The following is a 12,109-nucleotide window of genomic DNA, read 5'->3' as shown; positions in this document are numbered from 1 at the left end:
TCTATGCCAGTATTTACTTCAGATTATTCTCCTTCTTTACCTTTTAAAAATGGGCATTTTAACACCATGTACAGACCGCTTTTTATGAAAGATATTTGTAGTTATTTACGTAAAAGAATTACTACTTGGGATCATGATTTTATAGATTTAGATTTTTCTTTAGTAGGCTCTAAAACTTTAGTTCTACTTATTCATGGCTTAGAAGGAAGTTCTGAATCTAAATACATGGCTTCAAACTCAAAACACTTAAATAACAAAGGTTTAGATACTGTTTGTTTTAATTTAAGAGGTTGTTCTGGTGATGATAATTTGTTACTAGGAACATATCATAGTGGAAAAACTGAAGATGTAGATTTTGTTGTAAACCATCTTTTAGACAATTATGAATACGAAAACTTAATAATTGTTGGTTTTAGTTTAGGAGGAAATTTAACACTAAAATATATTGGTGAGCAATCAGAAAATATTTCACCAAAGATAAAAGGAGGAATTGCTGTTTCTGTTCCTATAGATATTGCTTCTGCAGAAATTGAAATGGACAAGTTAAAAAACAAGCTCTACATAGAAATGTTTTTTAAAACAATGAAAAACAAAGTCTTAGAAAAAGCATTTAAGTTTCCTGAATATAATTTAGATAAAGCACAATTATTTAAAGCTACAAAATTTAAACATTTAGAACATTTATATACAGTACCTGTTTTTGGTTTTGATAGTCCTGAAGATTATTGGAAAAAAGCAAGTTCTAAACCCTATTTATCAAAAATTAAAAAACCTACTTTATTAATTAATGCTAAAGATGATTCTTTTTTATCAAAAGAATGTTTTCCTTTTGAAGAAGCTCATGATTCTGATAATTTCTTTTTTGAAGGACCAAATTATGGAGGTCATGTAGGATTTATGACTTCTTTTAAACCATCAGACAATACTTGGTTAGAAAACAGAATTGAAAGATTTATAAGAGAAAATATTCAGATTAATCTAATGTAAACAATATCTTTAAAAAACTACTGTTATTTTAGTATGTTTTTAGATATTTGTTATTGATAATTTTCGCCTTTTGAAACACAAAATATTATTTTTTTTATTATTTATTCCACTCATTTTATCTGCACAAGCATTTAGAAACTATTCTAATGAATTTTTAACTATTGGTGTTGATGCTGCAGGATTAGGAATGAGTAAAAGTATTGTTGCAACTACAAATGATGTAAATTCTATTTACTGGAACCCAGCAGGATTAGTTGGTATAGAAGATTACCAAGGTTCTTTAATGCATGCTTCTTATTTTGCAGGAATTGCCAATTATAATCACGCAAGTTTTGCAATGCCAATAGATAGAGAAAATGCAGTTGGAATATCTGTAATACGATTTGGTGTTGATGATATTCTAAATACCACAGAATTAATTGATAGCAATGGAAATATTGATTTTAATAGAATTAGTCTTTTTTCTTCTGCAGATTATGCTTTTAATTTTGCTTATGCCAGAAACTTACCTTTTAAAGATGTTAAGTTTGGTGTAAATGCAAAAATAGTAAGAAGAATTATTGGTGATTTTGCTTCTTCTTGGGGTTTTGGTTTTGATGCAGGAATTCAATTTGAACGTAATTCTTGGAAATTTGGTTTAATGGCAAGAGACATTACAACAACTTTTAATAGTTGGGCTATTAATGAAGATGAGTTTAATAAAATTAAAGATGCAATTCCAGGACAAAATCAAGAATTACCAGAAACAACAGAAGTTACAAAACCTAAAATACAATTAGGTATTGCTAAATCATTTAGGTTAGGTCTCTTTTTTAAATTATTAACAGAAGTAAATGCTAATTTTCGTTTTTCTAAAACAAACGATATATTTTCTTCTAATTCTTTAAGTGTTGATCCTGCTATTGGTTTTCAATTAAACTTTGATGATTTAGTTTATCTAAGATCTGGAGTAGGAAATTTTCAATATATAACAGAATACGACAATACAAAATCTCTTTCATTACAACCTAATTTTGGTGTAGGGTTTAACTACAATGGAATTAAAGTAGATTATGCATTAACAAACATTGGTAGTGTTGGTAATGCTTTATATTCAAATATTTTTTCAATTACTGTTGATTATAGTTTTTTTAGACGCTAGTTTTTATGAAAAAAAAATACTTCTTTTTATTATTTCTTCTTTCCATTTATTCACCTTTAAAAGCTCAAGTTCAGCTTTCTGTGTATTCTGAAGTAAGTATTATTACTGCAGGACCTGGAAATGAATTATATGAAGCTTTTGGACATTCTGCAATTAGAATTAAAGACTCTGTTTTAAACTTAGATTTGATTTATAATTATGGTATGTTTGATTATAATCAGCCTAATTTTTTATTAAATTTTGCAAAAGGAAATATGATTTATAGTTTAGCTCGCTATGATTTTAAATACTTTTTAGCAAGTTATAAAAGAGATAAACGTTGGCTTAAAGAACAAGTTTTAAATTTAACACAAAAAGAAAAACAAGCTTATTTTGTTTTCTTAGAAACTAATGCATCTCCCAAAAACAGAAATTACCTTTATGATCCTTATTTTGATAATTGTGCCACAAAATTAAGAGATATCACTAAAAATATTTTAGGTAGTAAAGTTCATTTTGATGACACAAATTTTACAAAAGATTTAACTTTTAGACAATTAACAAATAATGAAATCCATTGGAACGCTTGGGGTACCTTTGGTTTAAACTTAATTGCTGGTATAAAACTAGATAAAAAAGCAACAAGTGATGAATACATGTTTCTACCAGATTATGTATTTAACTCATTTAAAAACGCTACTGTATTTATAAAAAATCAATCTAAAGAATTAGTTAAAAAAGATAAAACACTTTTAGATTTTAAAGAAAAAGAACCTAAAACTTTATTTATTAGTCCTTTTTTAATATTCTCTTTTTTCGCAATTATAGGATTTCTAATAACCTATAGAGACATTAAAAGAGATAAAAGAACAAAATGGTTCGATTTTATTTTATTTTTTACTAGTGGATTAATTGGCTCTATAATTATTTTTCTTTGGTTTTTTTCTAGTCATTCTACAGCACCAAATAATTTTAATTTCTTGTGGGCATTTGCCCCGAATTTAATTATAGCTTTTTTATTATTTAAAGTAGAAACATCTAAATGGTTTAAAAAATATATTTTTCTACTTATAATATTTTTAATTATAATTCCAGCTTTATGGATGGCTAAAATTCAAGTTTTTCCTTTAGTAATAATACCTTTATTAATATTACTTTTTGTAAGATATTTATATTTATACAAGTGCCTATTGCCCTTTAAAAAATAAAACTGTAGTAATTGTTTTTATTAATATTTTAAAATCTAAAAAAGCACTTCTTTCTTTAATATAATACAAATCATAACGTAATTTAATTTCTTGTTCTTCAACAGTATTTGCATAAGGATAATTTACCTGTGCCCATCCAGTTAATCCTGGTCTTACAACATTTCTTATGGCATAAAAAGGAATTTGTTTTTCTAATTCTTTTACAAATTCTGGTCTTTCTGGTCTTGGACCTATAATACTCATATCTCCTATTAAAATATTATAAAACTGAGGAAACTCATCTAACCTTGTATTTCTTAAAAATTTTCCAAATGCAGTAATTCTTTGATCATTTTTAATAGCCCAAACTGCTCCATTAGACTCTGCATTTTTCACCATTGATCTTAGCTTAAAAATTTTAAATTTTCGTCCATTTTGACCAACTCTTTCTTGAGTATAAAACAATACCCCTCTATTTCCTAAAAGATTACCTAAAATTAAAAAAGGAATTAAAAATAAAAAAACAAAAAGCCCAAGTACTGAAAATAATATATCTAAAAACCTGAGTCCAAAAAGATAAAAACGACTATTATTATTTTTACTAAAACTTAAATGTTTATAAAAATTATTTTTTAAGTATTCTTTAGGAACTCTTAAGGTAATTTCTTCATAAAAAGTTTCTAAACTAACAATATTAATACCCCTTTCAAATAATAAAATAAGTTCTTTATTAAGAGAATCTATAACTTCTGATGTTAACCCCTTAATAGAAACGATTACTTCTTTAATATTATTTTCTTCTACCAAAGAAGATAGTTTTACATCATTAATATCCTTAAACCCTTTAATATTTTTAACTTCTTCATCAGAAAAATAAGCAAATAAATTATGAATATTATCTTTCTTTACATGATTTAATATACTTTGTATTTTATCTGATTTTCCTACAAAAACAATGCTTTTAAAATATTTTGGTGAAAATATTAACCACATATACAAAAACCTCCAAATAACAACTGGTAAAAAAAGTATTAAAAACAAATAAACAATTTGTAGCCTATTAGAAGGTAAAACAGGAGAAATAAAAGGTGTAAAGATATAAAATATAGTAGTAAAAAAAGCTGTTAAAGTAATACTTCTAACAACTGTATATCTATTATTAGAAACATTTAAATTGTATAATTGAAAGATTTCTCCAAAAATTAAATAATAAAAAACTAATAACAAAAGCCAATTTAAAAAAAATTGACTTGAAAAAAATATATAGTTAAAATTTAAATAATTTGACGATAAAAAAAGACTTACAATAATAATTAAAACATCAAAAAATTTTAATAAAACTTTTCTTTCAGATATGTTAAAATATGATTTTGAAATCATTTTAGTAATTTATTTATAACATTACACAATGTATAATAGGTTGCTCGAAAATAAGATAATTTTTCAATATTTTTATATAAATTCCAATTCCATTTAAGCATTTCTAATTTATTATTTGAAATTGACTCTCTTCTATCTCTATATTTTGCTAAAACCTCTGGCAAACCATACGCGTAATTTACTGATTTTAAAACACTTAGCCACAAACCATAATCTTGTCTTTTTCTAATTTCTGGCATAAATACCTTACCTAAAATCTCTTTATCATAAATGGCTGTTAAGCAACCTATTTCATTAGAATACAACATTCTATGATAATCTAACCTAGCTTTACAATGTATTTTTTTTCCATTAGATACACCATTTTCATTAATAATTTCATAAGAAGTATACGTTAATGAATAATTATTTGTAATCATAAAACTTAATTGTACTTCTAACTTCTTAGAAAACCACAAATCATCACTATCTAAAAATGCTATAAAACTACCCTTTGCTAATGATATAGCTTTATTTCTTGCAATTGCAGCTCCTGAATTTTCTTTTAATTGAAAAAGTTTAATTCGAGAATCTTTTATACAAAAGGAATTAATAATTTTTATACTTGAATCTGTAGAAAGATCATCTACTATAATCATTTCCCAATTTTTATAAGTCTGGTTTAAAACACTATTTATAGTTTGGGAAATAAATTTCTCGGAATTATAATTAGGCGTTATAATAGAAACAAGTTTATTCATTAATATTTGAAATAAAGTTTTTTAATTTTCCTTTATTATAGACAAATTTTGAAGGATGTTTAATTTCAAAATTAATATCTTTTTTAAAATATTTTACTATCTCATTTACTAATTTTCTTTCTATATCAGTATTTATTTTACCTTCTATTAAAAAAAGTAAATTTCCTTTTTTATTTTGAATTACTTGATAATTTAAATAAACGTCCTCTTTTTTAGATAAATTTTTAAAAATATAATAAAAATATAAGCTTGGATAGGTATTTTTAATTCCATAAACAATCTCTCCTATTCTGCCTGTAACTTCTTCTAAAATAAGGTGCTTTTTACCACAAGCACATTCTTTTTCTTTTGAAGCTAAAGAAATATAATCTCCTAACTGATAACGAATTACAGGAAATGAATGCATCTGTAAATTAGTCACTAGAATTTCTCCATTAACTTCTTCAACTAAAACACCTTCCATATTTAAATGCATATTTCCATTCTTACATTCAAAAGCAATTATACCAGATTCTGTTGCACCATATTCACTAATTATATTAACACCAAAAGCTTTTTTTATTGCAGGTTTATAACTTTCAAAAACTTTTTCTGAAGTTCCTTTTATCATTTTAATACCTTTAGGTTTAGCTAGTTCTAATTTATTAATTAAAACTGCTGTATGATAAATCATTGAAGAATATCCATGAATATATTTAGCTTTATTGGATTTCTCTATAAATTTTTTTAGCGAACTTTCTTTATAGCTAAAAATTCTATATCTATTTTGAAGAAAATCTAACGCTTTGTTTTTTAGTTTTTTAAAAGAAGAAAAGTTAAAACCCCAAAAATAACCATTTCTATCCCAAGGATTTATTTCAAACCATGAATAACCTCTTTGAATTGAGGCTCTATTGAAAGAGTCTGAATGTTCATCTCTATAAAATTGCAAAGATTTTCCTGAACTGCCTGAAGTTGTTGCTAAAAATTTCTTTTTAAAATTTAAATCTGTTTGAATTTGAGGAGTAAATTTTATTAAATCGTTTTTTGTTATTATTGGAAGGTTTTTTATATCATTTATAGATTTTATATCAGAAATATTTAGTTTTAAATCATCAAATTTATTTCGATAAAATTCTGAGTGATTGTAAGCAACTTCAATGAGTTTTTGCAGTTTTTTAAGTTGATATGCTTCTAATTCTTCTAAAGACCATTTTTCTGATTTTTTTAAAAATGAAAAATTCGTTTTTAAAGAGGGATTTCTTAAGTTTTGCCCCAAAAGATAGATTGCTTTTCTTATCATTATTTTAGAATTTCAAACCACTTTTCTTTATTATAACTCCAACTAAATTTTTCTACTTTTTCTCTTGCTTTTTTAGGTAAATCAGGGTGATAATGATTTAATAATGAAATAATTGCATTAGTCATTTCTTCTACATTAGATTTAGAAACTAACAATCCATCTATTTTATCATCAACTAAAAAAGGAATTCCGCCAACATTTGTTGTAACTACTGGCAACCCTAAAGCCATTGCTTCCATTACGCTTACAGGAGTATTGTCAAAATTTGTTGTATTTATAAAAATATCAAAATCAATTGATTTTTGATGCCACTCTTCTTTAAATAAAACATCTGTAAACTCAACTGAATCTTCTAATTTTAAATTAGCAACAAGAGTTAAAGAATCTTCATAACTTTTATCTACAAAAGGACCAACCATACAAAGTTTTGCATTTGGGTAACTTTTTTTAAGCTCAAACAAAACTGTTATGGCTAAAGTTGGATTATAAATTTCTTTAAAAGCTCTAACCCAAAATAATTTAGGTGCTAATTGTGCTCTATTTTTATAATTATAGTTTTCAATTTCTAAAATATTTGGTATAAATTTTGTTTGATATCCTTTTTCTTCGAATGCAAATTTTAAATAATTAGAGGGTGCAATATTTTTATATGAATTACTAAAAATCAATTTAGACAAAAACTTATTTTTATTTAGTCTCTGAGGTAAATTACCTCCATGAAGTATTGGTATATACTTTAATTTATAAATTCTTGATAATTGAGAAATGATTAAAGCATAATAAAAATTAACGGTACTAAATGTGTCTATTAAAACATAGTCTACCCCTTTCTTATACTTAAAAAAAGAGAAACACATATCTATTAATCTTAATATTTTGTTTGTTTTATCAGAAAAGACCCTAACATTATAACCTTCTTTTTTAAGCAAGTTAGAAAGGACAATAATAGTTGAATTGTATTTTGTTTTTTTTGTTAAATTATTACCAATATAAAGAATTTTTTTATTCTTCATCTGGTACAATTTTAATTAAACTTAAACCATAAACAAAAGCTGGAAAAGCAATTCTCATTGCTGAGTGGTTTATTGTTAAAAACCAGAATACAAAAAAGGCACTTAAAAAAGCTCTTTGATAATTATTACTAAAGTATATATTTTCTAATGGAACAATTAAAAGAATAAATAACGCAATAATACCTAACATTCCATGTTCTTCAATTAACCTACCTATTTCATTATGAGAAGCTGCAGTAACTCGTTTACCTGTTTCAATTCTTTTGTATTTACCATTACCTACACCTATACCAAAAATAGGCGATTCATAAAAACTTTCTAATTGCATATCAATAATATCTCCTCTACCAGCTGTTACATCATTTTTCTTAACACCTGTTGCATTTTTTCCTGCGTATCTGTTATCTATCATACCACCAGTAATATTAGAGGTATATAACCAAATTCCTAAAAATAAAACAAACGTAACAAAGACATATTTAGAAATTTTTATAATTGTAATTTTCTGATATGAAAACATAAAAAAGGCAAAAATTAAAAAAGCAAATGCTGCTGTAATCATACCTCCTCTAGAAAACGTAAGTAATCCTCTATAAATAAAATATGCTAAAAAAATAGCATCTATAAAAATATATAAAGATAAATTTATCCTTATAAATAAAAACACTGCTAAAATAAAACCTCCAAAACCTATAATTGTAGCTACTTGATTTGGGCCAAAACCTCCAGATGTATCAAAATTAGAAGAAGTACTAAAAACCAACTCTTCTAAACTAGGTGTTCTAAAATAAATATAACTTATCATTGAGAACATTGGTAGTAAACATATAAAAAGAAGGTTCTTAAACTGTGTAATTGTAATTTTTCTTTTGTAACAATAAATAGCAAAAAAGCCAAGTGTTATAGGGCCACTTAAATTAAAAGCTACTGCTTTTCTTATAGATTCTCCAGGAGGTGTTTGCGTAAAAACGATCCCAATTAATAACAGTAAAATGTAAAATAAAAAAAAAATTGAAGATTTTTCATTTATTTTATCAAACAACAAACCTAAAATAGTAAAAAGTAAAACACTGTATTTACCTGTTTCATATAAAAAAGTTCCTCCTGTCATTCTTAAAAAAACTTCAACACCTATAATATAACCAACTATGTAAAATACTTCTTTATTTTTATTTTTATTTTTATAGATAGTTACAATACCAAATATTAAAACAAATAACATTAAGGCCTTAGATATAGGCAAAAAAGTAACCAATACACCTATAAAAATATGGATACTTATAAACAAAAACTTATTATTTAAAACCTTATTTATCAATATAAATTTTTACTACTTTTTTTACAAATTGTTTTTTTGAATATTTTTTTAAAACATTTAAATGATGCTTCTTTTTATATTTTTCTGCTAACTCCTTAGAGTTTGATATTTTTAACATTGCCTCAAATAATGCTTCAAAATTTGAAGGAGCAACAACTATACCTGACTCATTTTGCTTTACAACTTTACCACATTCTCCTACATCTGTTACAATTACTGGCAAATTAGCTAATCCATACTCTAAAAGTGCAATTGGTAAACCTTCTGATTTAGAAGATAAAACCCCTATGGAAGATTGATTTAATATATGATATATATCTAATTTTGAACCATAAACAAAAATATGTTTTTTTAAGTCTTTAGACTCTATTAAATCTAATATTTTAGAAGAATAATTATCGTTAAGTATACTTCCAATTAAATGCAATGTCCAATCTTTTTTTTTGCTACAAAAAAGATGAAATGCTTTTATTAACGTTTCATGATCTTTTTGTGGTCTTAAAGCCGCTAAATGAACTATTCTTTTTCCTTCTAAACCTTTTAAAAATGTTTTTTTATCAAAATTATTAAAGGTTGAAAAATTATTTACAAAAAAAACTTTTTTACAACTTAATTTATGTTGCGCCCATTTCTTTAAATTCGAATTTACAGAGATTATAGTATCAACAAAAAAAGACATTATATTTAAAAATATAGAAGACCTATTTGGCAACTCTTCACTTTTTCCATAATGGTCGTGCCAAATAATTTTTATTTTAAAATTTATAATTTTTACACAAAAAGCTATAAATAATGAACTGGAATGTGCATGAATAATTTTTATATTATTTTTTCTTATGTATTTTGTTAAGTTATAAATTGCTTTGATATCTAGGGTTAATTTTCGGTTTAGAAAAATATAGCCTAAATTAGAATTAATATTTTTTTTTAAAGCCCCTTCCTTTCTTGTTACACAAATATGAGAATCTATTTTTTCTTCATATAATAAATTAGCTAAATTAACAGCTAATACTTCTGCTCCTCCAGTATTAAGACTATCTATAATTTGAATTACACTTAACTTTTTCATTATACTAAAAGTTTTTTTATTTCAGATTCAAACTTTTCTAAAGTAAATTTATGAGACCATTTTTGAGCAGCATTGACTTTTTTAATATATAATTCTTCATTGTATAAATAATCTGTTATTATTAAAGATAACTTTTTATCATTTATTTGAGAATCAACAATAGTTCCTCTTTTTCCTTTACCTAACATATACGATACACAAGAAACGTTAGATGAAATTGGTAAACATTTCCAAAACATAGCCTCTGCAACTACTTTTGGCCAACCCTCTGATTTAGATATAAAAATAAGAAAATGTGAATTTTGAAATGCTCTTTTTACAACATCTTTATTTACATTACCATGTAATATAATCTCATTTTTTAATTGATGAGTTGTTATATATTTTTCAACCTCACTTCTCATAACTCCATCTCCATAAATATTTAAACATACTTTGTAACCTTCGTTTATTAACCTATGCGCAGTTTTTACACTCAATAGAGGTTGCTTACCAGTACTTAATGCACCAACAAAAATTAAATTTATTTTTTCTTTAAAATCTTTATTAGTAATTTCTTCAATTTCATTTTTATAATAACTTGCAGTAAAAAAAGGAATAATATTTTTTGACTGATTTTCCCATTCTCCATAAACCAATACTTTGCAATTTCTTGTTAAAAATGTATTAGATAATATCCATTTTTGAATTCGATAACTTAAAGGTTGCTTACTTTTGGGATCCCAATTACCTGCATATTTTGAAGTTTTAGGTGTAAAAGGAAAAAATATTTGTACAACACAAGCAATTAAAGCAATACTCCCAGGATTTCTTATATGAATATGATCTGCCTTAAACATATTTATAAAAAGTTTAAAAAAAATTAACGGCAATACTAATATACTTTTAAGAGTTGCAAAAAAAGAGGTTAAAGAAATTGAAGGTATTGAAAATACTTTTAACTCTGAGTTAAATTCATCTACTAAAAGTGCTTTTTTATACTTGGTAGGAGAAACAATTACAACATCATTAAAATACTTTAGCCATAATTTCATTTCATTTACATAGGGAGCATATGCAAATAATTTATTTTCTTTTTTTAAAGTTGGTGCGTCAGAAATAATTAAAAACCTCATTAAATATATCCTTTTGATCCTAATTGATTAATAACTTTTGCTGGTACACCAATAACTGTAGCATTATTTTTAATTGATTCTACTACTAATGAATTTGCAGCAATTACACAATTATTACCAATTTTAATTTTACCTGCTAAAACAGCATTCGCACCTACATAAATATTATCTCCTAAAATAGGCACACCTCGTTTATCTCCTCTTCCACTAACACCAATAGTTACACCTTGAGAAATATTACAATTATCTCCAATTTTTGCATTTGAATTTAAAATGATACCTCCAAAATGACCTATATAAAATGAATGCCCAATACTACATGAATATGGAATTGAAATACCTGTCATAATTTCAATCCCTTTTTGAAAAATAATGGCTACCAACAAAAGTGGTTTTTTTAGTATACCAAGAAATTTACTTTTAAATATATAGTTAGAAATTCTATATACAAAAATAGCCCAAAGACCTTGTGTTGTAAAAAATAAAATAATAGCAGGTTTCTTACTATATTTTTTATACTTTTTGATATCTGTTAAAAATAAACTCATGATAGTATAGATTTATAAAAATGAATATTATCATCTAATATTTTATTGGTATCAAACATATTATAAATATGAGCTCTACCTTTTTTCCCATTATCTTCTCTAAGTTCTTTATCTGATAATAATACTGATATTTTATCAGAAATATCTTTAATAGAGTTGGAGTTAAAAAAAGAAACCGAATTACTATTTGCAACAATTTCCTTAAACGGCTTAATATTACTTGCTGCAACTGCTTTACCCATTGCCATAGCTTCAATTATTGTTAATCCAAAAGACTCTACAATAGAAGGAAAAACACATACTTGTGAAGATTCTATAATCTTAGGAAGTGTCTGATAAGGCATGCTTCC

At 25.0% G+C, this 12,109-nt stretch carries 12 protein-coding genes; 3 read left to right on the top strand and 9 right to left on the bottom strand.

Annotation, left to right across the window (positions count from 1 at the left end; translation table 11 throughout):
• Positions 1 to 3 precede the first annotated feature (3 nt).
• The 3 genes from ABJG40_RS10895 to ABJG40_RS10885 all read left to right on the top strand — a co-directional run bounded on the left by ABJG40_RS10895 (position 4) and on the right by ABJG40_RS10885 (position 3,315).
• Positions 4 to 987, top strand: coding sequence for an alpha/beta fold hydrolase (locus tag ABJG40_RS10895; protein WP_348024610.1), 984 nt, complete (start codon positions 4 to 6; stop codon positions 985 to 987).
• A 70-nt stretch (positions 988 to 1,057) separates the two neighbouring features.
• Positions 1,058 to 2,128, top strand: a complete 1,071-nt coding sequence (locus tag ABJG40_RS10890) for a PorV/PorQ family protein (protein WP_348024609.1) — start codon at positions 1,058 to 1,060, stop codon at positions 2,126 to 2,128.
• A gap of 5 nt (positions 2,129 to 2,133) precedes the next feature.
• Positions 2,134 to 3,315, top strand: a complete 1,182-nt coding sequence (locus tag ABJG40_RS10885) for a DUF4105 domain-containing protein (RefSeq protein ID WP_348024608.1) — start codon at positions 2,134 to 2,136, stop codon at positions 3,313 to 3,315.
• Here the strand turns inward: ABJG40_RS10885 and ABJG40_RS10880 are convergent.
• The 9 genes from ABJG40_RS10880 to ABJG40_RS10840 all read right to left on the bottom strand — a co-directional run.
• Complete coding sequence (locus tag ABJG40_RS10880; RefSeq protein WP_348024607.1) at positions 3,295 to 4,674, bottom strand: sugar transferase; 1,380 nt, start codon at positions 4,672 to 4,674, stop codon at positions 3,295 to 3,297. The genes ABJG40_RS10885 and ABJG40_RS10880 overlap by 21 nt on opposite strands.
• Positions 4,671 to 5,414 carry a glycosyltransferase family 2 protein gene (locus ABJG40_RS10875; protein WP_348024606.1) on the bottom strand — a complete coding sequence of 248 codons (744 nt, stop codon included), beginning with the start codon at positions 5,412 to 5,414 and terminating at the stop codon, positions 4,671 to 4,673. Before ABJG40_RS10875 ends, ABJG40_RS10880 begins: the two co-directional genes overlap by 4 nt.
• Entirely contained in the window at positions 5,407 to 6,696 is a 1,290-nt protein-coding gene (locus ABJG40_RS10870) for a phenylacetate--CoA ligase family protein (RefSeq protein ID WP_348024605.1), read from the bottom strand. The genes ABJG40_RS10875 and ABJG40_RS10870 overlap by 8 nt, the downstream gene beginning before the upstream one ends.
• Entirely contained in the window at positions 6,696 to 7,709 is a 1,014-nt protein-coding gene (locus ABJG40_RS10865) for a glycosyltransferase family 4 protein (RefSeq protein ID WP_348024604.1), read from the bottom strand. The genes ABJG40_RS10870 and ABJG40_RS10865 overlap by 1 nt, the downstream gene beginning before the upstream one ends.
• Positions 7,699 to 8,931, bottom strand: coding sequence for an O-antigen ligase family protein (locus ABJG40_RS10860; RefSeq protein WP_348024603.1), 1,233 nt, complete (start codon positions 8,929 to 8,931; stop codon positions 7,699 to 7,701). Before ABJG40_RS10860 ends, ABJG40_RS10865 begins: the two co-directional genes overlap by 11 nt.
• 85 nt (positions 8,932 to 9,016) lie before the next feature.
• Positions 9,017 to 10,096 (bottom strand): glycosyltransferase, encoded by a 1,080-nt coding sequence (locus ABJG40_RS10855; protein ID WP_348024602.1) that lies wholly within the window; start codon positions 10,094 to 10,096, stop codon positions 9,017 to 9,019.
• Complete coding sequence (locus ABJG40_RS10850; protein WP_348024601.1) at positions 10,096 to 11,211, bottom strand: glycosyltransferase; 1,116 nt, start codon at positions 11,209 to 11,211, stop codon at positions 10,096 to 10,098. Before ABJG40_RS10850 ends, ABJG40_RS10855 begins: the two co-directional genes overlap by 1 nt.
• A complete protein-coding gene (locus tag ABJG40_RS10845; protein WP_348024600.1) occupies positions 11,211 to 11,759 on the bottom strand; it encodes a serine acetyltransferase in 549 nt (182 codons plus the stop codon). The genes ABJG40_RS10850 and ABJG40_RS10845 overlap by 1 nt, the downstream gene beginning before the upstream one ends.
• Positions 11,756 to 12,109 (bottom strand): glycosyltransferase family 4 protein (locus tag ABJG40_RS10840; protein ID WP_348024599.1); only part of this gene is annotated, 354 nt, incomplete at its 5' end. The genes ABJG40_RS10845 and ABJG40_RS10840, both read right to left, overlap by 4 nt.

The sequence above is a fragment of the Polaribacter sp. genome, from assembly GCF_039939415.1.
Taxonomy (GTDB): Bacteria; Bacteroidota; Bacteroidia; order Flavobacteriales; family Flavobacteriaceae; genus Polaribacter.
Note: the sequence above shows the minus strand (reverse complement) of the source record. Positions and strands in the feature narration are given on the sequence as shown.

What these genes read in the sequence shown, in the direction of transcription:
- ABJG40_RS10880 (WP_348024607.1), bottom strand. Translation starts at nt 4,674, where the DNA reads ATGATTTCAAAATCATATTTTAACATATCTGAAAGAAAAGTTTTATTA.
- ABJG40_RS10870 (WP_348024605.1), bottom strand. Translation starts at nt 6,696, where the DNA reads ATGATAAGAAAAGCAATCTATCTTTTGGGGCAAAACTTAAGAAATCCC.
- ABJG40_RS10855 (WP_348024602.1), bottom strand. Translation starts at nt 10,096, where the DNA reads ATGAAAAAGTTAAGTGTAATTCAAATTATAGATAGTCTTAATACTGGA.
- ABJG40_RS10865 (WP_348024604.1), bottom strand. Translation starts at nt 7,709, where the DNA reads ATGAAGAATAAAAAAATTCTTTATATTGGTAATAATTTAACAAAAAAA.
- ABJG40_RS10885 (WP_348024608.1), top strand. Translation starts at nt 2,134, where the DNA reads ATGAAAAAAAAATACTTCTTTTTATTATTTCTTCTTTCCATTTATTCA.
- ABJG40_RS10850 (WP_348024601.1), bottom strand. Translation starts at nt 11,211, where the DNA reads ATGAGGTTTTTAATTATTTCTGACGCACCAACTTTAAAAAAAGAAAAT.
- ABJG40_RS10895 (WP_348024610.1), top strand. Translation starts at nt 4, where the DNA reads ATGCCAGTATTTACTTCAGATTATTCTCCTTCTTTACCTTTTAAAAAT.
- ABJG40_RS10860 (WP_348024603.1), bottom strand. Translation starts at nt 8,931, where the DNA reads ATGTTATTTGTTTTAATATTTGGTATTGTAACTATCTATAAAAATAAA.
- ABJG40_RS10875 (WP_348024606.1), bottom strand. Translation starts at nt 5,414, where the DNA reads ATGAATAAACTTGTTTCTATTATAACGCCTAATTATAATTCCGAGAAA.
- ABJG40_RS10845 (WP_348024600.1), bottom strand. Translation starts at nt 11,759, where the DNA reads ATGAGTTTATTTTTAACAGATATCAAAAAGTATAAAAAATATAGTAAG.